Origin of the sequence: Citrobacter sp. MNAZ 1397 (assembly GCF_023613995.1) — a bacterium.
GTDB lineage: Bacteria > Pseudomonadota > Gammaproteobacteria > Enterobacterales > Enterobacteriaceae > Phytobacter > Phytobacter ursingii.
The window spans coordinates 2,941,295-2,968,292 of record NZ_JAKIVH010000001.1 but is presented as its reverse complement, the minus strand read 5'-3'; the positions used below and the strand labels follow the sequence as shown (position 1 = coordinate 2,968,292).

Genomic DNA, 26,998 nt, shown 5'->3' with positions numbered 1-26,998 from the left:
CAAAGTATATGCACGCTCCGGAATGAAGGTGAAATCATGGATGGACTGGTACTGATAGCCTGTACTGTGTTGTTTATATTGCTGGTGGTTATCCCGGTAATGTCGATTCTGGCTTACCGGCGTAGTAATGCGGCCAGAGAGGAGTTGTCGCGCCTGCGCCAGCGTGTGGACTTGCTTGAACAGCAGCTTAGCGGGCGAGTGGTGAGTGAGGCGCCGATCGCGCAAGAGGCTGCTTTACCTGTTGATTCGCCTGAGGAGGTTATCTCACCTGAGGCTGCTGTACCTCAGCCGGAACCCGAGCCAGTAGCGCCCGAACCCGTTCCGGCGGTGCCTGAACCCGTTCCGGTGAATGTCTGGGCACGAGGAACGCCGGCGGTTGCCATTTCGGCCAGAGGGGCCGTTCCCATACCGGAACGCGATGATCCCGCACCCATTGGCCAGGCTGGCGGGATGGTTACCTCGCTGGTGCGCTGGTTTATGCAGGGGAACCCGCTGGCAAAGCTGGGTATTATTCTGCTGTTCCTCGGGCTGGCCTTTCTCTTTCGTTATAGCGTCGAACGCTCGCTTTTCCCGCTGGAGCTGCGTCTGGTCGTTGCCGCGCTGGGCGCGATGGCACTTTTATTCCTCGGCTGGCGTTTACGCCACAAACAGCCTGTCTTTGCCTTAATTTTACAAGGTGGCGCAACAGGCGCGCTCTATTTAACGGTCTTTGGCGCGTTTCGACTGTGGCAGATGCTCCCCATGTCGCTTTCGTTTGCGCTGTTATTGCTGATTTGTGCGGCCAGCGTCGGGCTGGCGGTGCTACAGCGCGCGTTAAGCCTGGCCATGCTGGCGAGCCTTGGTGGTTATGCCGCGCCGCTGTTGTTATCCTCGGGCGGCGGCAGTCATGTCACGTTATTCTCTTTCTACTTATTACTGTCTGTCGGCATCCTGGCAATCAGCGTCTGGCAGCACTGGCGTGAACTCAACCTGCTGGGGATGTTCTTCACCTTCGGCGTGGGTGGCCTGTGGGGCATCGCCGACTACCGACCTCAGTACTATCTGAGCTGCCAGCTCTTCCTGATTGCTAATCTGGTGATTTTTGGCGTATTAAGCGTGGCGTTGTCGCTGCGGGCGCAAAAGAAAGGCCGACGAATTATTGATGGCGTGCTGCTCTTTGCTCCGCCGCTGGTCGGGTTTGGCATGCAATATGCCATCACACAGCACCTGACATATGGCCCGGCACTCAGTGCGCTGGGCTACGGCGCGTTTTATATGTTATTGGCCTGGGGGGCCTTAAAACGCTTCCCTGGCGCGGGTAAACCGCTGGTTCTGGCGGCGCTGGCGCTTGGCGGCGCGTTCACCACGCTGGCTATACCGCTGGCGCTTTCGACCCGCTGGACGGCGATGGCCTGGGCGCTGGAAGGGTTGGGTGTGCTGTGGCTTGGCGTGATGCAAGGGCAGCGTCGCATGAGCTATAGCGGTACTGGCTTGCTGGTACTGGCGCTCGGCAGTGCACTGTGGGCGATGACCGACGGTACAACGGCGCTCTCGGTGATGGTGATTTTTGCGGTATTGAGCGCGACCTGGCTGGTTGCCGCCAGACTGTGGCGTCGCCTGCCTGCGCCGGGAAGTCTGGTACTGCTGGCGGGCGGCATCGCCTTCTGGCTGGTGGCGCTCTGGGGGGCGTCTGACGGGTTGCTCAATAAAGGCATTCCGGCGGGGGTACTGGGTCTGCTGGCGCTCTCTGTCTGGGGCTGGCGCTATATGGCGCGGCGGCTTCACTGGCGGGCATTACACTATGCTGTATGGCTGCTCTGGCCCGTGATGCTGGCGGTTTTACTCTGGCAACTGACTATCGAGCGGCAATTGCTGGGGGCGGGCTGGCAAAACCTCGCCTGGTGCGTGGCGCTGCCTTCGGCGTATTTGTTGTTACATCGGGAGCGCAGAGTCCCGGCCCGGTTGTCGCAGGGGCTGCATATTTCGCTGCTGTGGATGATTTTACTGGCGGCGGGAACCGAGCTTTTCTGGTTTGTTGACGCGCTCCCCTGGGGAATGGATGCCTGGCGTATCGGCCTGCCAATGGCGGCTGGCGGCATAGTTATCCTGCTGCTTCATGGCGGCATTCGTCGCGGCATCTGGCCGCTACGCGTCTGGCCTGCGCTCTATGGTCAATGGGGACCACTGCCGCTTATCCCGCTGTTAATTGCTCTGCTGGTGGCAGGTAATATGCACGACGGGCGCGTTATTCACTCCCTTTATTTGCCGTTGGTTAACCCGCTGGAAGAGGGGGCAGCCTTCGCGCTGCTCGGCGTGTGGTTCTGGTGTCGTTATGTGCGACCGCGCCTGCCTGTGACCGTGACGCCGTTGGTTTCGCCAGCGCTGCTGGCGCTGGCCTTCTGGTGGATTAACGGGCTATTGCTGCGCCTGCTGGCGCATTATGGTGGTGTGGACTGGGATAGCGAAAGCTTGTGGAACTCCCGTCTGATACAGACCAGTTTTGCGCTGTTCTGGATGCTGGCGGCGCTGGTCATCATGCTGCTGGCTACCCGGCGTGGGTCGCGGCGCCAGTGGCTCGGCGGCGCGGCGCTGCTGGGGATTGTCATCGTGAAATTAATGCTGGTAGACAGCGCGGGCGGCGGCGGGCTGGCGCGGGCTATCGCCTTTATTGGCGTGGCGGTGCTGGTGTTAATCATAGGGTATTTCTCTCCCTTACCGCCTAAAGGGGCGAAGGTGTTCAGCGAGGAAGAAAAACCATGAAATGGAAGATAGCGATTTTTACCGGCGCGTTATGGTGCGCCGCCTTACCAGGGCTTGCCCAGGAAACCGCCCCGGAGTCGCCGCAGGATTACGCCTGGGGCAGGTCGCTTACGACAACGGCCTCATCGCCCTGGTATCGGGTCGCACTACCCGACGACGTCTACCAGCAAAGCGTCTGGCCCGATCTGCGCGATGTCCGGGTATTTAACCATCAGGGTGAGCGTGTGCCCTTTACGCTCCAGGTGCAGCAGGAGGTGCAGCCCGCACCGAAGGAGCAGGCCTTACGCCTTTTCCCGCTTGCCGCTTCACCTGTTGAAAAGCAGTCAGATGCCGGAGAACGGGTCTGGCTGCGTTCCCCGGAAGGTTACGAAATCAAGCTTGAAGGGGAACGCATTAACGCGCCGGGAGAGAGCTACCTGCTGGTGCTGCCGGATAACGTGCAAAGGAAGGACGTAACACAGCTGCAGCTTGGCTGGGATAAGCCGGCAGTGAACTGGCAGGGGAAAGCGTCGCTTTACTACAGCAGTGATATGAAAGAGTGGGATTTAATGCAGGAAGATGCGCCGCTAATGGACGTTGCAAGCGGCAACGATCGTCTGACGCTGAATACCATCAATATCAGTTTGTCGATGGTTATCAACCCCCCGCGCTATTTACTGCTGGTGTTTGATAAGCCGCAGTTGCCTGTCACTCTGACCCGCGCAGTGGTGATAGAAAACCCGCAGTCGACGGAGATAACCAACGTGGCTCTGTTGGCCGCCGGGCGTGCGACTTCCCAGGATCAGGCGATTTACCATTGGGACAGCCCACAGCCTATAACCTCCATTTCCCTTAGTCTGGAAGAACGGGGGACATTGCCGGTGGAGATCGCCTGGCGCGCCTCCGCCGCCGAGGCGTGGCGGCCGCTTACTAAAACAGTGCTGTGGAATTTAGACAGCCAGATATCAGCGCCGATCCCCGTCGCGGTGGGTAACGTGCAGGAGATTCAGGTGACAACGGTTAACGCTCACCTGCCGAAAATTGTGCCGCAACTGACAGGGTTACGCCCGAGCCAGACGCTTATTTTTAATGCTCAGGGCAGTGGTCCGTACATTCTGGCGTGGGGGAATAAAGCGGCGCAAACCGCGGCAACGGATCTTGATGCGTTGATTCCTGCGGCTTTACGCCAGAAGCATGCGCCGGAAAGCCTGCCGGAAGCGTGGGTTGGTGACGAGGTAAAACTGGGCGGTGAAACGCGTCTGAAAGCCACTTCACCGATTGAGCAGCGCAGCCAGTGGCTCACAGGCCTGGTCTGGGCCGCGTTGGTGCTGGGCGTACTGGCGCTGGCATGGATGGCGCTGCGTATATGGCGCGAGGTGAAAGAGAAGGCGTGATTACAGCGTTCTGGCTTCTGCCTGCGCCATCATGCGCGGGTAGAATTGCCAGAACTTCTCTTCAAGCCGCGAGTAGTGATCATCCAGGTCCTGCCACGAGTCACGCAGGGCATCGAGTCGCGGCCGGCGGCTGGCCATGCCGTTCAGCACGCGCTGAATAAAATCCATCTCCCGGTAGCGTTCCAGCCAGCGCTCCGACCATAAATAATCATTTAAATTAACGAAACGTGGCGGGGCCTCCGGCAGGATCACACTGACTTGTGCATGCGCGTAGCCGACAAATTCGCTCAGCGGCATTGAAGGGGAGATCTGCTCCCAGTGGCGCGAGACGAAATGATCCCACATCACATCAAGTGTTATCGGTGCAACACGCCGTGTTTCAGGACGGAACCAGCCGCGCGCCTCTTTGACTTCCGGCAGGTTGTCGGTCAGTACGTCGATACGACGGTGCATATGGATGCCGGAAACTACCTCCGGCGCATAGTGTTCATCCGGATTGCCGCGAACAAAATCGGCCAGCAAATTACCGGAAAGCGAACTGTTGGCGAGGTGTGCGAGGTGCAGGTGCGCGAGAAAATTCATTTATCTACTTTATCCTTCACGTTGCTTCTTTGTTGGCTGCGCGTGCTCACCCCAGTCACAACGTTTTCTCTGCTCGTGGGGATTCTCTCGCTTGCCGCCGCGATGCACCTTGAATGATTGTGTGTCTATATTTTTCATGCGATTCAAGCTGCAATTACCCGGTGGCGCGTGCTATTCCCGTCAGGATTGCCGGGGATTTTCGCTGCTGCCGCCATTTGTAATGCGAATTATTTAGAGTATATGAACTCTCCGGAGGGGTAAAGGTTGCAGGGAGAACGCCCCGGCACTAGACTACCCGCCTCTTATTTATGTCTCGAGTTAGTGTCATGCGCGTTGCCGATTTTTCCTTTGAATTACCTGAATCCCTGATTGCCCATTATCCGCAGCCTGAGCGCAGCAGTTGCCGCTTGCTGTCGCTGGACGGGCCGACAGGCGCGCTTGCGCACGGTACGTTCACGGATTTACTCGACAAACTCAATCCTGGCGACCTGTTGGTCTTCAACAATACGCGCGTGATCCCGGCGCGCCTGTTCGGGCGCAAAGCCAGCGGCGGTAAAATTGAAGTGCTGGTTGAGCGTATGCTCGACGATAAGCGCATTCTGGCCCATATCCGCGCCTCAAAAGCACCGAAACCGGGCGCCGAACTGTTGCTCGGTGATGACGAGAGCATCCATGCCACCATGGTGGCCCGTCATGATGCGCTGTTCGAAGTGGAATTTAATGACGAACGGCCGGTACTCGATATTCTTAACGCCATTGGCCATATGCCATTGCCGCCTTATATCGACCGTCCTGACGAAGAGGCTGACCGCGAGCTTTACCAGACGGTCTATAGCCAGAAGCCGGGGGCAGTTGCGGCGCCGACCGCAGGTCTGCATTTCGATGAACCGCTGCTGGCTCGTTTGCGCGAGAAGGGTATCGAGATGGCATTTGTCACGCTGCATGTTGGGGCGGGAACCTTCCAGCCGGTACGCGTGGACAGCATCGAAGACCATATCATGCACTCTGAATACGCCGAAGTGCCGCAAGAGGTTGTCGACGCGGTGCTGGCGGCCAAAGCGCGCGGCAATCGTGTTATCGCCGTGGGAACCACCTCCGTGCGTTCGCTGGAGAGTGCGGCGCAAGCGGCGAAAGAGGCGCTGATCGAACCGTTCTTTGGCGACACGCAAATCTTTATTTTCCCGGGCTACCAGTATCAGGTTATCGATGCGCTGGTGACCAATTTCCACCTGCCGGAATCCACCCTGATTATGCTTGTTTCCGCTTTCGCCGGTTATAAGCACACCATGCGCGCCTACCAGGAAGCGGTTGCGCACAAATATCGCTTTTTTAGTTACGGTGATGCGATGTTTATCACGTACAATCCGCAGGCTATTAATGAACGTCCAGGTGAGTGATCTCCCCTGACCGTCGTAGCCCGGCTAAGCGATAGCGCCAGCCGGGGCACTATTAGCACCCTGGCGTGATGCCTGGGTGAATTTTTAACCATCAGACTGTCTCTCTGATGCAGGAGAAATGAAGTGAAATTTGAACTGGATACCACCGACGGGCGCGCACGCCGCGGCCGTCTGGTGTTTGATCGTGGCGTAGTGGAAACGCCAGCATTTATGCCCGTCGGCACCTACGGCACCGTCAAGGGGATGACGCCGGAAGAAGTGGAAGCCACTGGCGCCCAGATTATCCTCGGTAATACCTTTCACCTCTGGCTGCGTCCAGGTCAGGAAATCATGAAATTGCACGGCGACCTGCATGATTTTATGCAGTGGAAAGGGCCGATCCTGACTGATTCCGGCGGCTTCCAGGTCTTTAGTCTGGGTGACATTCGTAAGATCACTGAGAAAGGCGTGCACTTCCGTAACCCCATCAACGGCGATCCGATCTTCCTCGATCCTGAGAAATCCATGGAAATTCAGGACGATCTCGGTTCCGATATCGTGATGATTTTTGATGAGTGTACGCCGTACCCGGCCGACTGGGACTACGCCAAACGCTCCATGGAAATGTCACTACGCTGGGCAAAACGCAGCCGCGACCGTTTTGACTCACTGGAAAACCCGAATGCGCTGTTTGGCATTATTCAGGGGAGCGTTTACGAAGATTTACGCGATATCTCGGTGAAAGGTCTGGTAGAGATTGGCTTTGATGGCTACGCTGTCGGCGGTCTCGCTGTGGGCGAACCAAAAGAGGATATGCACCGTATTCTGGAACATGTTTGCCCGCAAATTCCGGCGGATAAACCACGATACCTGATGGGCGTGGGTAAACCAGAAGATTTGGTAGAAGGCGTTCGTCGTGGCATCGATATGTTTGACTGTGTTATGCCAACACGTAATGCCCGCAATGGTCATCTGTTTGTGACCAACGGCGTGGTGAAAATCCGTAACGCGAAATACAAGAGCGATACGGGTTCACTCGACCCTGAGTGTGATTGCTACACCTGTCGCAATTATTCGCTCGCTTACTTGCATCATCTCGATCGTTGCAACGAAATATTGGGCGCGCGACTCAATACCATTCATAACCTGCGTTACTACCAGCGCTTGATGGCGGGTTTACGTAAGGCTATCGAAGAGGGTAAATTAGAGAGCTTCGTGACCGATTTTTACCAACGTCAGGGGCGAGATGTTCCGCCTTTGAATGTTGCTTAATTTTAATAATGAGGGAATTTGAATGAGCTTTTTTATTTCTGATGCGGTAGCAGCAACAGGCGGCGCGGCAGGTGGCAGCCAGAGCCCGATGTCTCTGATCCTGATGTTGGCGGTGTTTGGTCTGATTTTTTACTTCATGATCCTTCGCCCACAGCAGAAACGCACTAAAGAACATAAAAATCTGATGAACTCCATCGCGAAAGGTGATGAAGTGCTGACCAACGGTGGTCTGGTTGGTCGCGTAACCAAAGTAGCGGAAACTGGCTACATTGCTATCGCGCTGAACGACACCACTGAAGTGGTTATCAAACGTGACTTCGTAGCTGCCGTTCTGCCGAAAGGCACCATGAAGGCGCTGTAATTTCTTGTTTTCCCAAAGGGAACTGCCGTGTTAAACCGTTATCCTTTGTGGAAGTACATTATGCTGGTCGTCGTCATTGCCGTCGGCCTGCTCTACGCACTTCCCAACCTGTATGGTGAGGATCCGGCTGTTCAGATCACTGGTGCGCGCGGTGTCGCCGCCAGTGAGCAAACGCTGATCCAGGTCCAGAAAACTCTACAAGAAGAAAAAATCGACGCGAAGTCTGTGGCACTGGAAAACGGCGCTATTCTCGCTCGCTTTGACAGCACTGACGTTCAGTTACGCGCCCGTGAAGCGCTGGTGGCTCAACTGGGTGACCAGTTTGTCGTGGCGCTTAACCTTGCTCCGGCCACACCGCGTTGGCTGAGCGCAGTTAACGCCGAACCCATGAAACTGGGTCTCGACCTGCGTGGCGGCGTGCACTTCCTGATGGAAGTGGACATGGACACCGCGCTTGGCAAACTCCAGGAACAGAATATCGACAGCCTGCGTAGCGATCTGCGCGATAAAGGCATTCCTTACACCACCGTGCGTAAGGAAGATAATTATGGCCTGAGCATTCTCTTTCGCGATGCCAGCGCACGTGACCAGGCGGTCACTTATCTGACCCAACGTCACCGTGACCTTGTTATCACCAGCCAGGGCGACAATGCTCTGCGTGCGGTGATGTCCGATGCGCGTTTGAGCGAAGCTCGCGAATACGCGGTACAGCAAAACATCAATATCCTGCGTAACCGTGTGAACCAACTCGGCGTGGCTGAGCCGCTGGTACAGCGTCAGGGCTCGGACCGTATCGTGGTTGAACTGCCGGGTATTCAGGATACGGCGCGTGCAAAAGAAATTCTGGGTGCGACTGCGACGCTGGAATTCCGTCTGGTAAACAGCAATGTCGATCAGGCTGCTGCTGCTGCGGGCCGTGTGCCGGGCGATTCCGAAGTGAAACAGACCCGCGAAGGGCAGCCGGTTGTGCTGTACAAACGCGTGATTCTGACCGGTGACCATATCACTGACTCCACGTCCAGCCAGGATGAGTACAACCAGCCGCAGGTGAACATTTCACTGGATAGCGCTGGCGGTAACATCATGTCTAACTTCACCAAGGACAACATCGGCAAACCGATGGCGACCCTGTTTGTGGAGTACAAAGACAGCGGTAAGAAAGACGCGAATGGCCGCGCTATTCTGGTGAAAGAGGAAGAGGTGATTAACATCGCCAATATCCAGTCTCGTCTGGGTAACAGCTTCCGTATCACCGGTATCAACAACCCGAACGAAGCCCGTCAGCTTTCTTTGCTGCTGCGTGCGGGTGCATTGATTGCGCCGATTCAGATTGTTGAAGAACGTACCATTGGCCCAACGCTGGGGATGCAGAACATCACTCAGGGTCTGGAAGCCTGTCTGGCAGGTTTGGTCGTCTCCATCATCTTCATGATCTTCTTCTATAAGAAGTTTGGTCTGATTGCGACGAGCGCGCTGATTGCTAACCTGGTACTGATTGTCGGCATTATGTCCCTGCTGCCTGGGGCGACGCTCACCATGCCGGGTATTGCGGGTATCGTGTTAACCCTTGCGGTTGCGGTCGATGCGAACGTACTGATAAACGAACGTATCAAAGAAGAATTGAGCAACGGTCGTTCGGTGCAGCAAGCCATTGATGAAGGTTATAAAGGCGCGTTCAGTTCCATCTTCGATGCGAACGTCACCACGCTGATTAAAGTCCTGATCCTGTATGCAGTGGGTACGGGCGCCATCAAAGGCTTTGCCATTACGACCGGTATCGGTGTGGCAACGTCGATGTTTACTGCCATTGTCGGCACCCGTGCCATCGTGAACCTGCTGTACGGCGGCAAGCGCGTTAAAAAGCTGTCTATCTGAGGAGTGCGTTGTGGCACAGGAATACACTGTTGAACAATTGAACTACGGCCGTAAAGTCTGGGACTTTATGCGCTGGGATTACTGGGCGTTCGGCATCTCTGGTCTGCTGTTAATCATCTCTATCGCCATTATTGGCGTACGTGGGTTTAACTGGGGGCTGGATTTTACCGGCGGTACAGTTATCGAAATCACGCTGGAAAAACCGGTCGACATGGACCAGATGCGCGACGCGCTGCAGAAGTCGGGCTTTGAAGAGCCGCTGCTGCAAAACTTTGGTAGCAGCCGCGACATCATGGTGCGTATGCCGCCTGTACACGGGGAAACCGGTGGTCAGGAGCTGGGCAGTAAAGTCGTTAAAGTGATTAACGAAACCAGCAGCCAGAACGCGACGGTAAAACGTATTGAGTTTGTGGGGCCGAGCGTCGGTGCTGACCTTGCGCAAACCGGTGCAATGGCGCTGATGGTGGCGCTGATTTGTATCCTCGTTTATGTCGGCTTCCGCTTTGAGTGGCGTCTGGCAGCAGGGGTTGTTATTGCACTGGCGCACGACGTGATCATCACCATGGGTGTGCTGTCGCTGTTCCATATCGAGGTTGACCTGACTATCGTGGCATCGCTGATGTCCGTTATCGGCTACTCGCTTAACGACAGTATCGTGGTGTCCGACCGTATTCGTGAAAACTTCCGCAAGATCCGCCGCGGAACTTCTTACGAAATCTTTAACGTGTCGCTGACCCAGACGCTGCATCGTACGTTGATCACCTCCGGGACCACCTTAGTCGTGATCCTGATGCTGTATCTGTTTGGCGGTCCGATTCTGGCAGGCTTCTCACTGACCATGCTTATTGGTGTCACCATCGGTACGGCGTCCTCGATTTACGTGGCCTCTGCGCTGGCGCTGAAACTGGGCATGAAACGTGAGCACCTGATTCAGCAGAAAGTGGAAAAAGAAGGGGCGGATCAGCCGTCAATTCTGCCGTAATCTGGCACACCGCTTTACAAAACCGCAGCCTCAGCGCTGCGGTTTTTTTTCGCCTGACAATCTCTCCTGACAGTATGCTGTCAGGAGGGGAGTGTCAGACTCTCTTTGTCGAAAACACAACGAGGAAGAGAGAATATGCGTAAGGTTATCAATTGGTTTGAAATCCCGACTCTGGATCTGGATCGTGCAATGGCATTTTACGGCTACTGCCTGGGAGCTGAATTCAGACTTGAGAGCGCGGCCGGTATGACAATGGCCGTCTTTCATTACGAGGAGCCTGCTACCGGTGGAGCGCTGGTATATTCTGAGGCGCTGAAACCGTCTGTGGACGGCGTGGTGATCTATCTCTTCACGCCTGACATCAACGCTTCCCTGGAAAAAGTGGCAGAGAAAGGCGGTTCCTGCTGTTTTGGACCGTTAACATTGCCGGATGATATTGGCACGATTGCCCTTTTCATTGATAGTGAAGGGAACAAAGTCGGGTTACATCAACCTGCCTGATAAATCATAACCAGCCTTGATGGGAAAACCACGATGAGTCGCCGCGCCGATCGCTTGTTTCAGATAGTGCAAATCCTTCGCACCCGTCGGCGCGTCACGGCGGCGCTCCTGGCGGAGCGGCTGGAGGTTTCAGAACGTACGGTGTATCGGGATATCCGTGATTTATCGCTGTCGGGCGTGCCGATTCAGGGCGAAGCCGGGAGTGGGTATCGTTTGATGCCCGGCTTTGATATTCCACCGCTCATGTTTACGGGACTGGAAGTGGAAGCGCTGATCGCGGCCATCGGCATGTTGCAAACCTGGAGCGGCGATGTTTTAGCGCAGGCGGCGGGTTCGGCTCAGGAGAAGTTACTTGGGGTACTGCCTGCTGACAGGCGTCTGCTGGCTGAACGTAACCGGATAATCACCCCGAACATGGGGAAATATCCTCAGACCCGGCGCTGGTTTGATGTTCTGCATCAGGCCATGCGTCAGCGTGAGGAAGTGTACATTCGTTACGAAAATGACAAAGGGGAAGCTTCCGAGCGTGCCATTCACCCGCTCGGTCTCTCTTTCTGGGGAGAAGTATGGGTGTTAGTCGCCTGGTGTTTACTGCGGGATGATTATCGCAGCTTCCGGCTGGATCGCTGCCAGGCTGTCGCGATTACGGGGAAAGTATTTACCGAACGCCCCGATCGCTCTTTTGAAGACTTCATTCGCCGACAGAAAATGCGCAACAAAGACGTCGATGATGTGGTTTCATCGTAACTGCAGGCGGTGAGCGGAATGTCCCTGGCGGCAGGCTCCGTATCGGATCATTGCTAAAAACGTGGTGGCACGCGAAACTAGCCGCATCCACCATTGACCCAGGTACTGACTGACTTATGGCGATTATCCCGAAAAACTATACGCGGCTGGAAAGCGGCTACCGTGAAAAGGCATTAAAACTGTTCCCGTGGGTGTGCGGTCGCTGCTCGCGTGAATTTGTCTATTCAAATCTGCGAGAACTCACCGTTCACCATATCGATCACGATCATACGAACAACCCGGAAGATGGCAGCAACTGGGAGCTTCTTTGCCTGTTCTGCCACGATCATGAGCATTCAAAATATACCGAAGCGGATCAGTACGGTTCTACGGTTGTTGCGGGCGAGGATGCGCAGAAGGATATTGGCGAGGCGACGTATAATCCCTTTGCCGATCTGAAAGCGATGTTAAATAAGAAAAAGTAAAAGGTCTTACTGCGTAAACGGATCGGAATGGATAAAAAAAAGCACCGATGAGCGTCTCGTTCGGTGCTTTTTCTATTCAGGTCATCCGGGCAGGATGAAGGATAACTTCATTTAGAAATTGTAACCCACAACCAGGTAGCCACCCCAACCGGTAGAGCGGACGTTCTCTTTCATCCAGACCAGGTCGGCATCGTTATTCCACTGACCACCATTGTGCCAGTAACGCGCAACAGCGGAGTAGTGCCAGTGATCGTAGCTCAGAGACAGGATGTGGCTGGACGCGATGGAGTTGTTGGTGCGCTGTTTGATGCCGTTTTCAGCGTATGCGCTCTTATCGCCCAGGTCTGAACCCCAGTCAAAGTTGGTGAAACCGATATAGCTCAGGTTGCCGCCCCACAGGGAGGTGATCGGCACAAAGTATTTCACTTTGAAACGGTAACCGTCCCAGTCGTTCTGGTTTTCTGCACCGTAGTTCTGCCATTGGTATTTCGCGTACACGTTCAGAGACAGGCTCATCGGCAGACCGGTATTGATATCGGTACCCAGACCCATGTACCAGGTGCTCTGGCGGCCGGATGCATTGCGACCCATGTCATAGATGTAGTTGTTCGCGAAATACCACTCTTTGAACGGACCGAAGCTCAGGTCGGTACCGGTCAGTTTATCAATAGAGAAACGCGGTTCGATTTCCATGAACAACGGAGAACCGTGGTTCCAGATACCTTTTGCTTCGGTGTTACCGCCGAAGAAGACCGGGGCATCGGCATAACCATAAAAATCGAACCAGTCTTTTTTCGCAAATGCTTCATATTCCAGGTAGGTATCGTTACGAATTTGCGGTCCGAAGCGGGTGTGATAGCTGCCTACCACGTTAACGCTCTGGTGCCACCAGTCAGACACGTATTCCGGTTTGCTGTTATCCGCTGCATTCACGGAGAAAGAGGTCGAAAAAGCCAGTGCAGCGCCGGCTGCGAGTAATGTTTTCTTCATAATTATGCCACTGATAAGAGATCCCTTACGGGAATGAAAGAATGCACGCATTGCGTTTCTAAATATTTCATGTTTCTGCGGGCTTATTATAAGTATCCTTGCTCACAAAAATATGTGTTGTTTCACATTACTGAAACACACGTAATCGATTGCGTTCACGTTTACGTGCATTCAGCAGCAGGGATTGTACTGATGATCATCATTGTTGCCAATAAATGACACCCACCAGATTTTCATCCGGAGGGTGTGCAGGCGTAACAAAGTGTGAATAAGCGCGACAGTGTCGCCGGGAAAAATTACTGCGGACTGGCGGGTTGAATATCGTGGATACGAACAAAACCTAACTGCTCTGGCGTAATACCATTGAGCTGTAGCGCGACATCCACATCGCTTGGTGCCAGCGTGCTGGCCGGTGCGCTAATTAGCTGGTTTTGCACGTTAACTTCCTGATAGTTCTGAGTAGTGCCCTGAATTTCTCCCCACTCTACTGTGCCGCTGAATGCCGGGAGCGGGTCGTTAGACTCTCCCTGAATACGCAGCGTGGCCCGCGTGCCGTTCGCATTTGGCGTGATGTCTTTCAGGGTCATACGCAACATACCGATCTGACTGTTCAGTCGGGCAGGGGTGTTGGAACCCGGCAGTAGATAGACGCCGTTGCTGGATTTTGCATTCAGCGCGTTTTGCTGGGTGATTTTCACCGTTTCTTTGTTCAGTTTGGTCATTTCCTTGTTCAGGGTACTGACATCCTGATGCAATTGGCGGACCTCGCTTTGCTGCGCACAGGCGCTAAGGGCGAAAACGCTTCCCAGCAACAGGGATCTTAGGTAACGTCTTGTCATTCTGTCTGTTTCCTTGAAGATGAGGATGTTCTTAATGGTAGATCGCAACGGCTGGGTTGCCATCTATCCATTGTCTCAAAATCGGCTCGTCTTTGTTGTCATGCCAGTTCAGGGTAAAATAGATTTCAGTTAACTCACTCGCCAGGACGTCGTATGCATTGCCCATTCTGTTTCGCCGTGGATACCAAAGTAATTGATTCTCGCCTTGTCGGTGAAGGTTCGTCTGTCCGTCGCCGTCGCCAGTGTCTGGTATGCAATGAACGTTTCACCACTTTTGAAGTGGCAGAGCTTGTCATGCCGCGCGTTGTTAAAAGTAATGAGGTTCGAGAACCGTTCAACGAAGATAAGCTACGCAGCGGCATGTTAAAAGCGTTGGAAAAGCGTCCGGTGAGCTCCGATGACGTTGAAATGGCGTTAAATCACATCAAGTCACAATTACGTGCGACCGGCGAGCGTGAAGTCCCCAGCAAAATGATCGGTAATCTGGTCATGGAACAGCTGAAAAAGCTCGATAAAGTTGCTTATATCCGCTTTGCGTCGGTGTATCGCAGCTTCGAGGACATTAAAGAGTTCGGCGAAGAGATCGCCCGTTTACAGGACTGATCATGCAGGACGAAATGTACATGGCCCGCGCGCTAAAACTGGCGCAACGCGGACGTTTTACCACCCATCCGAACCCCAATGTCGGATGCGTGATCGTGAATAACGGCGAAATTGTCGGCGAAGGCTTCCACTATCGTGCGGGTGAGCCGCACGCTGAGGTACATGCATTGCGAATGGCGGGTGAGCGCGCGCGCGGTGCGACCGCGTATGTGACGCTCGAACCGTGCAGCCATCATGGTCGTACACCGCCATGTTGCGAAGCGCTCATTGCCGCAGGCGTTGCCCGCGTCGTGGCGGCCATGCAGGATCCAAATCCGCAGGTTGCGGGGCGTGGTTTGTACCGCCTGCAGCAGGAGGGCATCGAGGTCAGTCATGGCCTGATGATGTCAGAAGCCGAAGCGCTGAATAAAGGCTTTTTAAAGCGCATGCGTACCGGTTTCCCCTGGATCCAGCTTAAACTAGGCGCATCCCTTGATGGCCGCACGGCGATGGCCAGCGGCGAGAGCCAGTGGATCACATCGCCGCAGGCGCGACGCGACGTCCAGCGTTTACGCGCCCAAAGCCACGCGATTTTAACCAGTAGCGCGACGGTACTGGCAGATGACCCCAAACTGACCGTACGCTGGGAGGAACTCAGCCCGGAGATCCAGGGATTGTATCCCCAGGAAAACCTGCGCCAGCCGGTGCGCATTGTGGTGGATAGCCAGCATCGCGTGACACCTGAACATGCTTTAGTGCAGCAGCCGGGGGAGACCTGGTTTGCGCGTACGCGTCATGATAGCCGCGCCTGGCCTGAATCCGTTCGTGAGATCCTTGTTCCGGAGCACCGTGGTCATGCGGACCTGGTCACGCTGATGATGATGCTGGGCAAACAGCAGATTAACAGCATCTGGGTGGAAGCGGGGGCTCATCTTGCAGGCGCATTGCTGCAGGCGGGGCTGGTGGATGAACTGATCGTCTATCTTGCGCCGAAACTGCTGGGCGCGGATGCGCGGGGGCTGTGCGTGCTGCCAGGCCTGGAAGCGCTGGCCGATGCACCCGCTTTTAAATTCAATGAGATACGTCAGGTTGGGCCAGACGTCTGCCTGCATCTTACCCACGCGTAGCCTCTGCTGTAAAAGGGAGGCAGCGCGTGAAATATTATGATAAAATCCGCCCCCCTGCGGGGTCTGAAATGAACCTGTAAAGGAAGAGTATGAACATTATTGAAGCTAACGTTGCTACCCCGGACGCTCGCGTCGCCATCACCATTGCGCGTTTCAACAACTTTATCAATGACAGCCTGCTTGAAGGTGCGATTGACGCCCTGAAACGCATTGGTCAGGTCAAAGATGACAACATTACCGTTGTTTGGGTTCCAGGCGCGTATGAGCTGCCACTGGCGGCTGACGCACTGGCGAAAACCGGTAAATATGACGCGGTGATTGCGCTGGGTACCGTTATCCGTGGCGGCACCGCGCACTTTGAATATGTGGCTGGCGGTGCAAGCAATGGCCTGGCGCATGTCGCTCAGGACAGTGGAATCCCGGTAGCCTTCGGTGTTCTGACCACTGAAAGTATTGAACAAGCCATCGAACGCGCTGGCACCAAAGCCGGTAACAAAGGTGCAGAAGCTGCACTGACCGCGCTGGAAATGATTAACGTATTGAAAGCCATCAAGGCCTGAATTTTGTAAGGGGAATTCCGTGAAACCTGCTGCTCGTCGCCGCGCCCGTGAGTGTGCCGTCCAGGCGCTCTACTCCTGGCAGTTGTCCCATAACGACATCGCTGATGTTGAATACCAGTTCCTGGCGGAACAGGACGTGAAAGATGTGGACGTTCTGTACTTCCGTGAACTGTTGACCGGAGTGGCGACTAACAGCGCGTATCTCGATGGCCTGATGAAGCCGTACCTGTCCCGTCTGCTCGAAGAGCTGGGCCAGGTTGAAAAAGCGGTGCTGCGCATTGCACTGTTCGAATTGTCTAAACGCGATGATGTCCCGTACAAAGTTGCGATTAATGAAGCTATCGAACTGGCGAAAACCTTCGGTGCAGAAGACAGCCACAAATTTGTAAATGGCGTGCTCGACAAAGCAGCCCCCGCGATCCGTCCCCACAAAAAATGATCCGTAAGCCGGAGCCGGGCGTTGTTTTGACACGCCCGATCCGGCTTTTTCTTTTCTTTGCTGAGGCATAACGTATGGCATGCGGCGAATTCTCCCTGATTGCCCGTTATTTTGACCGTGTAACAAGCTCGCGCCGTGACGTTGATACCGGCATTGGCGACGACTGCGCACTGCTCAACGTACCTGAAAAGCAGACGCTGGCAATCAGCACTGACACGCTGGTGTCAGGCATCCATTTTCTTCCTGATATCGAACCGGCTGATTTGGCATATAAAGCACTGGCAGTGAACATTAGCGATCTGGCGGCTATGGGGGCCGATCCGGCATGGCTCACGCTGGCGCTGACATTGCCGAGTGTCGATGAAGCGTGGCTTAAAGCGTTTAGCGACAGCCTGTTCGAACAGCTCAATTACTACGATATGCAACTCATTGGCGGCGATACGACTCGTGGTCCGCTGTCGATGACGTTGGGTATTCATGGCTATGTCCCCGTTGGACGCGCCTTAAAACGCAGCGGCGCCAAACCAGGTGACTGGATTTATGTCACCGGCACACCGGGGGATAGCGCCGCCGGGCTGGCTATTTTGCAGAAGCAGTTGCAGGTGGCCGACGCACAAGATGCAAAATATCTGTTGCAGCGACACTTGCGTCCTGTGCCCCGTGTCTTACACGGGCAAGCGATGCGCAATCTGGCAAGCTCGGCTATCGATCTTTCCGATGGGTTGATTTCCGATCTTGGACATATTCTCAAGGCCAGCGGTTGCGGTGCACGGGTCGATCTCAATGCATTGCCTTATTCGCAGGCTATTCTGCGTCATGTGGATGCGGAACAGGCTCTGCGCTGGGCGTTATCAGGCGGCGAAGATTACGAGCTGTGCTTTACCGTACCGGAAATCAATCGGGGCGCGCTGGAGGTAGCCGTTGGCCATCTGGGTGTGCCTGTGACCTGTATTGGGCAGATGAGCGCTGATGTGGAAGGCCTGAATTTTACCCGCGAAGGTAAAACAGTGACGCTTGACTGGAAAGGATATGACCATTTTGCCGCGCTTTAAAGACATTGCCAAAAGCCGTTTGAAAATGAGCAACCCGTGGCATTTACTGGCCACGGGGTTTGGTAGCGGATTAAGCCCTGTCGTGCCAGGTACAATGGGCTCTTTAGCTTCCATTCCGTTCTGGTATCTGATGACCTTTCTCCCGTTGCAGCTCTATTCGCTGCTGGTGATGCTGGGGATTAGCGTGGGCGTTTATCTCTGCCATCGTACGGCGAAAGATATGGGCGTGCACGATCATGGCAGCATCGTCTGGGATGAGTTTATCGGGATGTGGATCACCCTGATGGCGCTACCGACTAATGACTGGCAGTGGGTTGCCGCCGGTTTTGTGATCTTCCGTATTCTCGACATGTGGAAACCGTGGCCGATCCGCTGGTTTGACCGCAATGTGCACGGAGGCATGGGGATCATGGTTGACGATATTGTGGCCGGCATTATCTCTGCTGGAATTTTGTATGCGCTGGGACACTACTGGCCGATCGGCATTCTCTAGTGGTATTTCTGATCTGATGTTGTCCGGGCAGGCGTATCCGCATCGGGGGAAACCCCGGTGGCGCTGACGCTTACCGGGGCTACGGAAGGTAGCCCGGATAAGGCGTATCCGCATCGGGGGAAACCCCGGTGGCGCTGACACTTACCGGGGCGACGGAAGGTAGCCCGGATAAGGCGTATCCGCATCGGGGGAAACCCCGGTGGCGCTGACGCTTACCGGGGCGACGGAAGGTAGCCCGGATAAGGCGTATCCGCATCCGGGGAAACCCCGGTGGCGCTGACACTTACCGGGGCTACGGAAGGTAGCCCGGATAAGGCGTATCCGCATCGAGGGAAACCCCGGTGGCGCTGACGCTTACCGGGGCGACGGAAGGTAGCCCGGATAAGGCGTTTCACGCCGCATCCGGGACATTCCAGACCGTTCAAAAACCCACTAACGCATTATTTAAACCCGACCACCGGATGCTGTTTGTAAGGGGTTTCCATTTCGGCGATCTGCTCTGGTTTCAGCGTTAAATCTACGGCCTGTAACAGCTCTTCCAGTTGCTCTTCGCGCGATGCGCCGATAATCGGTGCGGCAACACCGGGTTTGCTCAGCAGCCACGCCAGGGCGACCTGCGCGCGCGTAGCGCCGGTTTCTTCGGCTATGGAACCAAGACGTTCAGCAATTTGTGCGTCGTTTTCATCACTTTCGTCGTAGAGTTTTTTCCCCACTTCGTCCGATACGATTCGTGCGGTGGTTTCGCCCCAGGGACGCGTCAGGCGACCACGCGCCAGCGGACTCCATGGAATCACCGCAACCCCCTCTTTATAGCAGAGCGGCAACATTTCACGCTCTTCTTCACGATAGATGAGGTTGTAGTGATCCTGCATGGTCACAAACGGCGCCCAGCCGTGCTGTTTTTGCAATTCCAGCGCCTGCGCGAACTGGTGAGCGTGCATGGAAGATGCGCCGATGTAACGGGCTTTGCCGGATTTTACGACATCATTGAGCGCTTCCAGCGTCTCTTCAATCGGGGTGTTGTAGTCCCAGCGATGGATTTGCAGTAAATCGACATAGTCCATCCCCAGGCGTTGTAGGCTGTCATCAATGGAGCGCAGAATTTGCGCACGGGAGAGACCTTCTGTGAGCGTGCCGGACGCATGGTAGACCTTGGTGGCCACCACCACGTCTTCACGGCGGGCGAAGTCACGTAGCGCACGGCCCACGATCTCTTCGCTGCTGCCATCAGAATAGCTGTTTGCGGTATCGAAGAAGTTAATTCCGCCATTCAGGGCGTGCTGGATAATAAGACGGCTGCTCTCTTCTGGCAGGGTCCAGGCGTGGTTACCACGGTCTGGCTCGCCAAAAGTCATGCAGCCAAGGCAAAGGCGGGAAACTTTTAGATCTGTTTTTCCTAATGTGTTGTATTGCATGGTTCCACTCCTGCTTATGCTCGTCATATTTCGAGTTACAGGTGCGTTGCCTGCGTCAGTGCACCCCAGTCACAGAGTTGTCTATGCTCCCGGGGACTTACTGACTTGCCGCCTTCCTGTAACCCGAACTATTTAGAGTAGGGTTAAAAACGTTACCGTTAAGCATAGCAGGAGCGTCAGCGGGGGTTATGCGAGCCAGCGCGTGATACGGTTTTGAATCCCCGCCGCATCCAGCCCCAGTTCAGCACGTGCTTCGTCCTGGGTTCCCTGCGGAATGAAAAAGTCCGGCAGGCCAATATTCAGCACAGGAATCGGTTTACGCTGCGACATTAATAGCTCGTTCACGCCGCTGCCCGCGCCACCGATGATGGCGTTTTCTTCCAGCGTAACCAGCGCGTCGTGCCGTGCTGCCAGCGCAAGAATCAGTGCATCATCAAGCGGTTTAACGAAACGCATATCCACCAGCGTGGCGTTAAGTTCTTCTGCGGCTTTTGCGGCTTCCGGCAATAAGGTACCGAAATTAAGGATGGCGATTTTCTCACCTTCACGCTTCACTACGCCTTTACCTAATGGCAGTGTTTCCAACGGTTCAAGCGTCACGCCAACCGCGTTGCCACGCGGGTAGCGCACGGCGCTCGGGCCTGCGTTGTGGTGGTATCCGGTAAACAGCATCTGGCGGCATTCGTTCTCGTCGCTTGGCGTCATGATAACCATGTCAGGGATACAGCGCAGGTAAGAAATATCAAACGCTCCCTGATGGGTCTGACCATCCGCGCCGACAATCCCTGCACGATCGATAGCGAACAACACCGGCAGTTTCTGAATAGCGACGTCGTGGATAACCTGATCATAGGCGCGCTGCAGGAAGGTAGAGTAGATGGCGACCACTGGCTTATAACCGCCAATCGCCAGCCCGGCGGCAAAGGTCACCGCATGCTGTTCAGCGATCGCAACATCGAAATAGCGATCCGGGAATTTGCGGGAAAACTCCACCATGCCTGAACCTTCACGCATCGCGGGGGTAATCGCCATCAACTTGCTGTCTTTTGCCGCCATTTCGCACAGCCAGTCGCCGAAAATCTTCGAATAGCTCGGCATACCGCCGCTGCTTTTTGGCAGGGTACCGCTGGTCGGGTCGAATTTTGGCACCGCATGGAAGGTGATGGGGTCTTTCTCAGCGGGCTCATAACCCCGGCCTTTCTTGGTCATGATATGCAGGAACTGTGGGCCTTTCAGACCGCGCATATTCTTAAGCGTATTGATAAGCCCCAGAACATCGTGACCATCGACCGGGCCAATGTAGTTAAAACCCAGCTCTTCAAACAGGGTGCCGGGCACCACCATGCCTTTGATATGTTCTTCGGTACGCTTGATAAGCTCTTTGATCGGCGGCACGCCGGAAAGCACCTTTTTGCCGCCTTCGCGTAGCGTGGAATAGAGTTTACCGGAGAGTAACTGCGCCAGATGGTTATTCAGCGCGCCGACATTTTCAGAAATCGACATCTCATTGTCGTTCAGCACAACCAGCATATCCGGGCGGATATCGCCTGCATGGTTCATGGCTTCAAATGCCATTCCGGCGGTAATCGCGCCATCGCCAATCACGCAGACGGTGCGGCGCTGCTTGCCTTCTTTCGCTGCGGCAACGGCAACGCCAATGCCCGCGCTGATGGATGTGGAGGAGTGACCGACGCTTAATACATCGTATTCACTTTCACCACGCCACGGAAAAGGATGCAGGCCGTTTTTCTGCCGGATAGTACCAATACGATCGCGCCGACCTGTAAGAATTTTGTGCGGATAAGCCTGGTGGCCAACATCCCAGATTAACTGATCAAATGGCGTGTTATAGACATAATGCAGTGCCACGGTCAGTTCAACCGTGCCAAGCCCGGAGGCGAAGTGTCCGCTGGAGCGGCTCACGCTGTCGAGCAGGTAGCGACGCAGTTCGTCGCACAGCTTTGGCAGGCTCTCTTTTGGCAGCGAACGTAATTCCGCGGTGGAATCAACAAGTGCCAGGGTCGGGTATTTGGCTATATCAAAACTCATCAGAGACTCATCGTGTTGCTCGTCATCCATTGGGCGATGTTTTTGCCTTTCGGCAACCCGGACGATTCAAAGCGTATTGTTTATTTATCACGCTGGATTATGTAATTCGCCAGTGCTTCCAGTGCCGTTGTATCCAGTGATTGCGCCGCCAGAAGATCCAGAGACTGGCGAGCATCGGCAATCAGATCGCGGGCTTTCATCCGGGCTTGCTCAAGGCCCAGTAACGCAGGATAGGTGCTTTTGCCGAGCTGCTGATCGGCGCCCTGGCGTTTACCAAGTGTCGCAGTATCGCCGACAACATCCAGGATGTCATCCTGAACCTGGAAGGCCAGACCGATGCTTTCGGCGTACTTATCCAGCACCGGCAGCCATTGATGGCCTGTATTGCCCGCGCTCAGCGCACCCATTCTTACCGCCGCGCGAATTAACGCGCCTGTCTTATGGCGATGAATACGCTCCAGCGCGGCTAAATCGACCTGTTGACCTTCTGCGGCGAGATCCAGAGCCTGACCCCCGCACATACCCGCTGCACCGCTGGCGATAGCCAGTTCACGAACCATGGCAAGGCGATCTTGCGTTGCCACTTCTGGCATGGGCGCATCGCTGAGTATAGTGAACGCCAGCGTTTGCAGCGCATCTCCGGCCAGTATCGCATTCGCTTCGCCGAATTTGATGTGGCAGGTGGGCAGGCCGCGACGTAAATCATCGTCGTCCATGGCAGGCAGGTCATCGTGAATCAACGAATAGGCGTGAATACACTCAACCGCCGCGGCTGGGGCATCCAGGGTTTCCCGGCTGACGCCGAACATACTGCCGGTCGCATAGACCAGGAACGGACGCAGGCGTTTACCGCCTAATAGTGCGCCATACTGCATTGCCTCAACCAGAGGAGTGTTCTGAAAGGGAAGGGGGGCAATAAACCGCCGCAATGCATCATTGGCATGTTCGACACAGGCCTGTAATTGTTGGCTAAAGTCCATTTACTCGTTATCCGGTGTGAACGGCGTGAGAGGCGCGTCTTCATTGTCGGACAGCAAAATCTGTACGCGCTGTTCCGCCTGCTGGAGTTTCACTTGACCCTGACGGGCAAGCTGTACGCCACGTTCGAATTCATTAAGGGCCTCTTCCAGCGGAAGATCGCCGCTTTCAAGACGAGTAACAATCTGTTCCAGCTCGCTTAACGCCGTTTCAAATGTGGCGGGTGCGTCGTTTTTCTTTGGCATAGTGAATGTTTGACTCTTATTGATACCGACTACGATATGGTAGCGAAGTCGTGAGGCTTAGCAAATAACGCGCAATGGTCATGCAAAATGCCCAGGAGCTTCGCGATGGTGGTATACTTCCGCGCCTGGATGGCAGCCGCGTTATACACTTCATCCTTCAAACTGCTTCTTTGTTGGCTGCCTTTGTTCATCCCAGTGACTTACGTAGGTAAGCTCCTGGGTTCACTCAGTTGCCGCCGCGAAGCATTTTGAATGATTTTGTGTATAAGGGCTGCTGTACTATTTTCCATTACACGCCCCGTCGGGCTTACCAACGAACCATTGCCGCCATGAAGTTTATCATTAAATTGTTCCCGGAAATCACCATCAAAAGCCAATCTGTGCGTTTGCGCTTTATTAAAATTCTTACCGGGAACATTCGTAACGTTCTTAAGCAGTATGATGAGACCCTCGCTGTGGTCCGTCACTGGGATAATATCGAAGTGCGCGCCAAAGATGAAAACCAACGTCTGGTGATTCGCGACGCGCTGACCCGTATCCCGGGTATTCACCATATTCTGGAGGTGGAAGATGTACCGTTCACCTCTCTGCACGATATTTTCGAAAAAGCGCTGGTGCAATATCGCGAGAAGATTGAAGGCAAAACTTTCTGCGTGCGGGTTAAACGTCGCGGCAAGCACGAGTTCAGTTCGATTGAAGTGGAACGCTACGTCGGCGGCGGTTTGAATCAGCACGTTGAGACCGCCCGCGTGAAACTGACGCACCCGGATGTCACCGTGAATCTGGAGATCGAAGATGATCGCCTGCTGCTGGTGAAAGGCCGTTACGAAGGTATTGGTGGTTTCCCGATTGGTACGCAGGAAGATGTGCTGTCACTGATTTCCGGTGGTTTTGACTCTGGCGTATCAAGCTATATGCTGATGCGTCGCGGCTGTCGCGTGCATTACTGTTTCTTTAACCTGGGTGGCGCCGCGCATGAGATTGGCGTGCGCCAGGTTGCGCATTACCTGTGGAACCGCTTTGGCAGCTCCCACCGCGTGCGGTTCGTCGCGATCAATTTTGAGCCCGTGGTCGGCGAGATCCTCGAAAAAGTCGACGACGGTCAGATGGGTGTCGTACTCAAACGTATGATGGTCCGTGCGGCCTCTAAAGTTGCCGAGCGCTATGGTGTGCAGGCTCTGGTGACCGGTGAAGCGCTTGGTCAGGTCTCCAGCCAGACGCTGACCAACCTGCGCCTGATTGATAATGTCTCCGATACCCTGGTCCTGCGCCCGCTGATCTCTTACGATAAAGAGCACATCATCGATCTGGCGCGTGAGATCGGTACCGAAGATTTCGCCCGTACCATGCCGGAATATTGCGGTGTCATTTCGAAAAGCCCGACGGTGAAAGCCGTGAAGGCCAAAATCGAAGCGGAAGAGGAGAACTTCGATTTCGCCATTCTCGACCGGGTGGTGGAAGAGGCCTCGAATATCGATATTCGCGAAATCGCTGCGCAGACCAGCGAAACGGTTGTGGAGGTTGAAACGGTCAGCGGATTTGGTCCGAACGATGTCATTCTCGATATCCGTTCCATTGACGAGCAGGACGATAAGCCGCTGGCGGTGGAAGGCATCGACGTGGTGTCGCTGCCGTTCTATAAGCTGAGTACCAAATTTGGCGACCTTGATCAGAGCAAAAACTGGCTGCTGTGGTGTGAGCGTGGGGTGATGAGCCGCCTGCAGGCGCTTTATCTGCGCGAGAAGGGTTTTAACAACGTGAAGGTCTATCGTCCGTAAGCGTTGCTGTGTCTATGGGCCGGGCGACATGTTGCCCGGCCTGTCTGACGCCCCCAGGGAAATCTAAGCAGGTACATTACGCGCCGTAATAATTATAAATTCCGGCTGGAATGACCAACTGCGACGCCACTTCATGGGCTTTTTCCCCGCCGACCAGCAGATCAATAATTTTCAGTGCAAAGTCGATTGCGGTTCCCGGCCCCTGGCTGGTGAGCAATTTCACGCGTGGATCCCAGACGACGCGTTTGTCCTGCCACTGCTCCGGCGGAATTTTCTCTTTCAGTGCCGGAAAGCCGGTCATGTTGCCAAGCGGGAAAAGGTTATGTGGCACCAACACGGTGGCGGCCGCTGCGCAAATGGTCGCGACGATACGCCCGGAAGCATGGAACTGCCGTACGGTCTCAACCAGCAGCGGGCTGTCACGAAAACATTCGGCCCCTCTGATTCCACCCGGTAAGACAATAACGTCGTAATCACCGTCCGCCACAGAGACCAGGGGGGCATCTGCCAGCAGCCTGACCCCACGCGAACAGGTGATAGCAAGATTTCCGTCGCTGGCGACACTGGCCGTCGTCACGCTAATACCGCCACGTACCAGCAGGTCGATAGTGGTGACCGCTTCGGTCTCTTCACTACCAGGGGCGAGACATACCAGAGCTGATGCGCTCATACTCACTCTCCTTACGTTTCACTAAGTCATACAGCCGCGCGTTTTCCGGCACCGCGATACCGTGGGCACGGGCGCGTTTCAGCAGGTAGCCTGTGATGTAATCGCACTCGGTATGACGCATGGCGCGAATATCCTGCAACATGGAGGAAATATTATCCGCCGTGTTATCAATCACCTGATAGACATAGCTGAGTAACTCATCCGCCGAGATGTGGTGACCTTCACGCTCAATGACGGCTGCGACCTCATGGGTGATTTTCTTGATTTCATCGGGAAAGTTACGTAAATCGCCGTTTCGGCAATTTTCCAGCGCGCTTAGCGGATTTACCACACAGTTGACCGCCAGTTTACGCCAGAGGGCCGGGCGGATGTTGTTGTGCCAGGCCACATCCGGAAGCACCTCCTGCAAACTATCCGCCAGATAGCTAAAGTCACCGTCCTGTTGTCTCGCCGGGCCAATATGCGTCGTGCCGCTGGCTACATGCACAATGACATTACCGTCGCGCCGCGCCGCGTGCGTCGTGGTGCCAATCAGTAAAGGCTGCGACAGTGATTTCAACTCTTCTACCGTTCCCATGCCGTTATGAATAAGCAAAATGGGTGTGGTGGCAGGCAAAATCGCCGCTAAACTTCTCACCGCGTCGGAAACTTGCCAGGCTTTAAGCGTGACGAGCAATAAATCGCTGCTCGCCAGAAATTCTGGATCGTTCGCGGTCAGGGATTCGTTAAAAATGGAGCCATCTTCATCAACCAGGTTCACACTGCAAAAGGGTTGCGGTACGCGCAACCAACCCTGTACTTCGTGTCCATGCTTGCACAGAGCAGTTAACCACAATTGCCCTAAAGCACCGCATCCGAGTACGGTAATTTTCATTGTTCCTCCTCACCTGCAACTGCGCCAGGTGTCACTGCTTACAGTATAGCGCCGTCAGCACTGCATTCGGCTATTACAAGTTGAGTTATGCTTCGTTGCGGGTATTATGCATCGCAATAAACACTGAGGGAGAAGAAAAGATGCCATCTTTCGATATTGTTTCTGAGGTTGATCTTCAGGAAGTCCGCAACGCTGTTGAAAATGCGACCCGTGAAGTCGAAACACGCTTCGATTTTCGTAACGTTGAAGCCACTTTTGAGCTGAATGAACAGAATAAGACGATCAAAGTTCTCAGTGAGTCCGATTTTCAGGTCAATCAATTGCTGGATATCCTGCGCGCGAAGCTGTTAAAACGCGGCATTGAAGGTACATCAATTGATGTTCCGGAGGAGTTTGTCCACAGTGGCAAAACCTGGTTCGTTGAAACCAAACTCAAACAGGGCATTGAGAGCGCCGTTGCCAAAAAAATCGTTAAGCTGATTAAAGACAGCAAACTGAAAGTGCAGACGCAAATTCAGGGCGAAGAGATTCGCGTTACCGGAAAATCCCGTGACGATCTGCAGTCGACAATGGCACTGGTGCGCGGCGGAAACCTGGGGCAGCCTTTCCAGTTCAAAAACTTCCGCGATTAATAA

The 26,998-nt window shown here is 54.7% G+C and carries 28 protein-coding genes; 18 read left to right on the top strand and 10 right to left on the bottom strand.

Translation table 11 applies throughout. The annotated features are described in order from the left end of the window. Positions 1 to 36 precede the first annotated feature (36 nt). Positions 37 to 2,739, top strand: a complete 2,703-nt coding sequence (locus tag L2097_RS13955; protein WP_250353046.1) for a DUF2339 domain-containing protein — start codon at positions 37 to 39, stop codon at positions 2,737 to 2,739. Beyond that, positions 2,736 to 4,112: a DUF3999 family protein gene (locus L2097_RS13950; protein ID WP_250353045.1), complete on the top strand. Its 1,377-nt coding sequence runs from the start codon at positions 2,736 to 2,738 to the stop codon at positions 4,110 to 4,112. The genes L2097_RS13955 and L2097_RS13950 overlap by 4 nt, the downstream gene beginning before the upstream one ends. Here the strand turns inward: L2097_RS13950 and acpH are convergent, their stop codons facing one another. Next, positions 4,113 to 4,694, bottom strand: coding sequence for an ACP phosphodiesterase (gene acpH / locus L2097_RS13945; RefSeq protein WP_047371610.1), 582 nt, complete (start codon positions 4,692 to 4,694; stop codon positions 4,113 to 4,115). Positions 4,695 to 5,020: 326 nt separating this feature from the next. On the opposite strand from acpH, the gene queA reads away from it, so the two are divergent. The 8 genes from queA to yajD all read left to right on the top strand — a co-directional run bounded on the left by queA (position 5,021) and on the right by yajD (position 12,272). Continuing rightward, a complete protein-coding gene (queA, locus tag L2097_RS13940) occupies positions 5,021 to 6,091 on the top strand; it encodes a tRNA preQ1(34) S-adenosylmethionine ribosyltransferase-isomerase QueA (RefSeq protein WP_250353044.1) in 1,071 nt (356 codons plus the stop codon). A gap of 123 nt (positions 6,092 to 6,214) precedes the next feature. Next, entirely contained in the window at positions 6,215 to 7,342 is a 1,128-nt protein-coding gene (tgt, locus tag L2097_RS13935) for a tRNA guanosine(34) transglycosylase Tgt (protein ID WP_250353043.1), read from the top strand. A 22-nt stretch (positions 7,343 to 7,364) separates the two neighbouring features. Next, positions 7,365 to 7,703 carry a preprotein translocase subunit YajC gene (gene yajC, locus L2097_RS13930; RefSeq protein WP_041852533.1) on the top strand — a complete coding sequence of 113 codons (339 nt, stop codon included), beginning with the start codon at positions 7,365 to 7,367 and terminating at the stop codon, positions 7,701 to 7,703. Between the two features lie 27 nt (positions 7,704 to 7,730). Beyond that, complete coding sequence (gene secD, locus L2097_RS13925) at positions 7,731 to 9,578, top strand: protein translocase subunit SecD (RefSeq protein WP_071845920.1); 1,848 nt, start codon at positions 7,731 to 7,733, stop codon at positions 9,576 to 9,578. A 10-nt stretch (positions 9,579 to 9,588) separates the two neighbouring features. Continuing rightward, complete coding sequence (secF, locus tag L2097_RS13920; RefSeq protein WP_047371606.1) at positions 9,589 to 10,560, top strand: protein translocase subunit SecF; 972 nt, start codon at positions 9,589 to 9,591, stop codon at positions 10,558 to 10,560. Positions 10,561 to 10,695: 135 nt separating this feature from the next. Further along, the gene (locus tag L2097_RS13915; RefSeq protein WP_085007339.1) at positions 10,696 to 11,061 is read left to right on the top strand and encodes a VOC family protein; all 366 of its coding nucleotides are present in this window, start codon (positions 10,696 to 10,698) and stop codon (positions 11,059 to 11,061) included. Between the two features lie 33 nt (positions 11,062 to 11,094). Next, positions 11,095 to 11,808, top strand: a complete 714-nt coding sequence (locus L2097_RS13910; protein WP_250353042.1) for a helix-turn-helix transcriptional regulator — start codon at positions 11,095 to 11,097, stop codon at positions 11,806 to 11,808. A gap of 116 nt (positions 11,809 to 11,924) precedes the next feature. After that, positions 11,925 to 12,272, top strand: a complete 348-nt coding sequence (yajD, locus tag L2097_RS13905) for an HNH nuclease YajD (protein ID WP_041852530.1) — start codon at positions 11,925 to 11,927, stop codon at positions 12,270 to 12,272. A 111-nt stretch (positions 12,273 to 12,383) separates the two neighbouring features. Here the strand turns inward: yajD and L2097_RS13900 are convergent, their stop codons facing one another. Both L2097_RS13900 and L2097_RS13895 read right to left on the bottom strand, forming a co-directional pair. Further along, a complete protein-coding gene (locus L2097_RS13900) occupies positions 12,384 to 13,262 on the bottom strand; it encodes a nucleoside-specific channel-forming protein Tsx (RefSeq protein WP_047371602.1) in 879 nt (292 codons plus the stop codon). Between the two features lie 296 nt (positions 13,263 to 13,558). Continuing rightward, on the bottom strand, positions 13,559 to 14,101 hold the full coding sequence (locus L2097_RS13895; protein WP_047371601.1) for a SadB/YajI family lipoprotein: 543 nt from the start codon (positions 14,099 to 14,101) through the stop codon (positions 13,559 to 13,561). 153 nt (positions 14,102 to 14,254) lie between these two features. Here L2097_RS13895 and nrdR point away from each other — a divergent pair, with 153 nt between their 5' ends. The 6 genes from nrdR (at position 14,255) to pgpA (ending at position 18,354) form a co-directional block, all read left to right on the top strand. After that, entirely contained in the window at positions 14,255 to 14,704 is a 450-nt protein-coding gene (gene nrdR, locus L2097_RS13890) for a transcriptional regulator NrdR (protein ID WP_047371600.1), read from the top strand. A 2-nt stretch (positions 14,705 to 14,706) separates the two neighbouring features. After that, positions 14,707 to 15,810 carry a bifunctional diaminohydroxyphosphoribosylaminopyrimidine deaminase/5-amino-6-(5-phosphoribosylamino)uracil reductase RibD gene (ribD, locus tag L2097_RS13885; protein WP_085007791.1) on the top strand — a complete coding sequence of 368 codons (1,104 nt, stop codon included), beginning with the start codon at positions 14,707 to 14,709 and terminating at the stop codon, positions 15,808 to 15,810. Between the two features lie 89 nt (positions 15,811 to 15,899). Continuing rightward, complete coding sequence (gene ribH, locus L2097_RS13880) at positions 15,900 to 16,370, top strand: 6,7-dimethyl-8-ribityllumazine synthase (RefSeq protein WP_041852524.1); 471 nt, start codon at positions 15,900 to 15,902, stop codon at positions 16,368 to 16,370. A gap of 19 nt (positions 16,371 to 16,389) precedes the next feature. Continuing rightward, a complete protein-coding gene (gene nusB / locus L2097_RS13875) occupies positions 16,390 to 16,809 on the top strand; it encodes a transcription antitermination factor NusB (RefSeq protein WP_047371598.1) in 420 nt (139 codons plus the stop codon). A gap of 74 nt (positions 16,810 to 16,883) precedes the next feature. Continuing rightward, positions 16,884 to 17,861, top strand: coding sequence for a thiamine-phosphate kinase (gene thiL / locus L2097_RS13870; protein ID WP_250353041.1), 978 nt, complete (start codon positions 16,884 to 16,886; stop codon positions 17,859 to 17,861). Continuing rightward, a complete protein-coding gene (gene pgpA / locus L2097_RS13865) occupies positions 17,839 to 18,354 on the top strand; it encodes a phosphatidylglycerophosphatase A (protein WP_047371596.1) in 516 nt (171 codons plus the stop codon). Before thiL ends, pgpA begins: the two co-directional genes overlap by 23 nt. 212 nt (positions 18,355 to 18,566) lie before the next feature. On the opposite strand, the gene L2097_RS13860 is transcribed toward pgpA, so the two are convergent. The 5 genes from L2097_RS13860 to xseB all read right to left on the bottom strand — a co-directional run bounded on the left by L2097_RS13860 (position 18,567) and on the right by xseB (position 23,041). Then, the gene (locus L2097_RS13860; RefSeq protein WP_250353040.1) at positions 18,567 to 18,749 is read right to left on the bottom strand and encodes a hypothetical protein; all 183 of its coding nucleotides are present in this window, start codon (positions 18,747 to 18,749) and stop codon (positions 18,567 to 18,569) included. A gap of 45 nt (positions 18,750 to 18,794) precedes the next feature. Beyond that, entirely contained in the window at positions 18,795 to 19,769 is a 975-nt protein-coding gene (locus L2097_RS13855) for an aldo/keto reductase (protein ID WP_047371595.1), read from the bottom strand. A gap of 186 nt (positions 19,770 to 19,955) precedes the next feature. Further along, positions 19,956 to 21,818, bottom strand: coding sequence for a 1-deoxy-D-xylulose-5-phosphate synthase (dxs, locus tag L2097_RS13850; protein WP_085006856.1), 1,863 nt, complete (start codon positions 21,816 to 21,818; stop codon positions 19,956 to 19,958). A gap of 80 nt (positions 21,819 to 21,898) precedes the next feature. After that, complete coding sequence (ispA, locus tag L2097_RS13845) at positions 21,899 to 22,798, bottom strand: (2E,6E)-farnesyl diphosphate synthase (protein ID WP_047371594.1); 900 nt, start codon at positions 22,796 to 22,798, stop codon at positions 21,899 to 21,901. Next, on the bottom strand, positions 22,799 to 23,041 hold the full coding sequence (gene xseB / locus L2097_RS13840; RefSeq protein WP_047371593.1) for an exodeoxyribonuclease VII small subunit: 243 nt from the start codon (positions 23,039 to 23,041) through the stop codon (positions 22,799 to 22,801). It lies immediately after the preceding gene. 329 nt (positions 23,042 to 23,370) lie between these two features. On the opposite strand from xseB, the gene thiI reads away from it, so the two are divergent. After that, on the top strand, positions 23,371 to 24,819 hold the full coding sequence (gene thiI, locus L2097_RS13835; RefSeq protein ID WP_250353039.1) for a tRNA uracil 4-sulfurtransferase ThiI: 1,449 nt from the start codon (positions 23,371 to 23,373) through the stop codon (positions 24,817 to 24,819). A 76-nt stretch (positions 24,820 to 24,895) separates the two neighbouring features. Here the strand turns inward: thiI and yajL are convergent, their stop codons facing one another. Continuing rightward, positions 24,896 to 25,489: a protein deglycase YajL gene (gene yajL / locus L2097_RS13830; protein WP_250353038.1), complete on the bottom strand. Its 594-nt coding sequence runs from the start codon at positions 25,487 to 25,489 to the stop codon at positions 24,896 to 24,898. Then, the gene (gene panE / locus L2097_RS13825) at positions 25,452 to 26,363 is read right to left on the bottom strand and encodes a 2-dehydropantoate 2-reductase (protein WP_047371590.1); all 912 of its coding nucleotides are present in this window, start codon (positions 26,361 to 26,363) and stop codon (positions 25,452 to 25,454) included. The genes yajL and panE overlap by 38 nt, the downstream gene beginning before the upstream one ends. Before the next feature lie 140 nt (positions 26,364 to 26,503). Between panE and L2097_RS13820 the strand changes: the two genes are divergently transcribed. Further along, positions 26,504 to 26,995 carry a YajQ family cyclic di-GMP-binding protein gene (locus L2097_RS13820; RefSeq protein WP_041852513.1) on the top strand — a complete coding sequence of 164 codons (492 nt, stop codon included), beginning with the start codon at positions 26,504 to 26,506 and terminating at the stop codon, positions 26,993 to 26,995. Positions 26,996 to 26,998: the final 3 nt, after the last annotated feature.

Coding starts and splice junctions, on each gene's coding strand:
- L2097_RS13955 (WP_250353046.1), top strand. CDS start 37: ATGGATGGACTGGTACTGATAGCCTGTACTGTGTTGTTTATATTGCTG.
- L2097_RS13950 (WP_250353045.1), top strand. CDS start 2,736: ATGAAATGGAAGATAGCGATTTTTACCGGCGCGTTATGGTGCGCCGCC.
- acpH (WP_047371610.1), bottom strand. CDS start 4,694: ATGAATTTTCTCGCGCACCTGCACCTCGCACACCTCGCCAACAGTTCG.
- queA (WP_250353044.1), top strand. CDS start 5,021: ATGCGCGTTGCCGATTTTTCCTTTGAATTACCTGAATCCCTGATTGCC.
- yajC (WP_041852533.1), top strand. CDS start 7,365: ATGAGCTTTTTTATTTCTGATGCGGTAGCAGCAACAGGCGGCGCGGCA.
- L2097_RS13915 (WP_085007339.1), top strand. CDS start 10,696: ATGCGTAAGGTTATCAATTGGTTTGAAATCCCGACTCTGGATCTGGAT.
- L2097_RS13910 (WP_250353042.1), top strand. CDS start 11,095: ATGAGTCGCCGCGCCGATCGCTTGTTTCAGATAGTGCAAATCCTTCGC.
- yajD (WP_041852530.1), top strand. CDS start 11,925: ATGGCGATTATCCCGAAAAACTATACGCGGCTGGAAAGCGGCTACCGT.
- L2097_RS13900 (WP_047371602.1), bottom strand. CDS start 13,262: ATGAAGAAAACATTACTCGCAGCCGGCGCTGCACTGGCTTTTTCGACC.
- L2097_RS13895 (WP_047371601.1), bottom strand. CDS start 14,101: ATGACAAGACGTTACCTAAGATCCCTGTTGCTGGGAAGCGTTTTCGCC.
- nrdR (WP_047371600.1), top strand. CDS start 14,255: ATGCATTGCCCATTCTGTTTCGCCGTGGATACCAAAGTAATTGATTCT.
- ribD (WP_085007791.1), top strand. CDS start 14,707: ATGCAGGACGAAATGTACATGGCCCGCGCGCTAAAACTGGCGCAACGC.
- ribH (WP_041852524.1), top strand. CDS start 15,900: ATGAACATTATTGAAGCTAACGTTGCTACCCCGGACGCTCGCGTCGCC.
- thiL (WP_250353041.1), top strand. CDS start 16,884: ATGGCATGCGGCGAATTCTCCCTGATTGCCCGTTATTTTGACCGTGTA.
- pgpA (WP_047371596.1), top strand. CDS start 17,839: ATGACCATTTTGCCGCGCTTTAAAGACATTGCCAAAAGCCGTTTGAAA.
- L2097_RS13855 (WP_047371595.1), bottom strand. CDS start 19,769: ATGCAATACAACACATTAGGAAAAACAGATCTAAAAGTTTCCCGCCTT.
- dxs (WP_085006856.1), bottom strand. CDS start 21,818: ATGAGTTTTGATATAGCCAAATACCCGACCCTGGCACTTGTTGATTCC.
- ispA (WP_047371594.1), bottom strand. CDS start 22,798: ATGGACTTTAGCCAACAATTACAGGCCTGTGTCGAACATGCCAATGAT.
- xseB (WP_047371593.1), bottom strand. CDS start 23,041: ATGCCAAAGAAAAACGACGCACCCGCCACATTTGAAACGGCGTTAAGC.
- thiI (WP_250353039.1), top strand. CDS start 23,371: ATGAAGTTTATCATTAAATTGTTCCCGGAAATCACCATCAAAAGCCAA.
- yajL (WP_250353038.1), bottom strand. CDS start 25,489: ATGAGCGCATCAGCTCTGGTATGTCTCGCCCCTGGTAGTGAAGAGACC.
- panE (WP_047371590.1), bottom strand. CDS start 26,363: ATGAAAATTACCGTACTCGGATGCGGTGCTTTAGGGCAATTGTGGTTA.
- L2097_RS13820 (WP_041852513.1), top strand. CDS start 26,504: ATGCCATCTTTCGATATTGTTTCTGAGGTTGATCTTCAGGAAGTCCGC.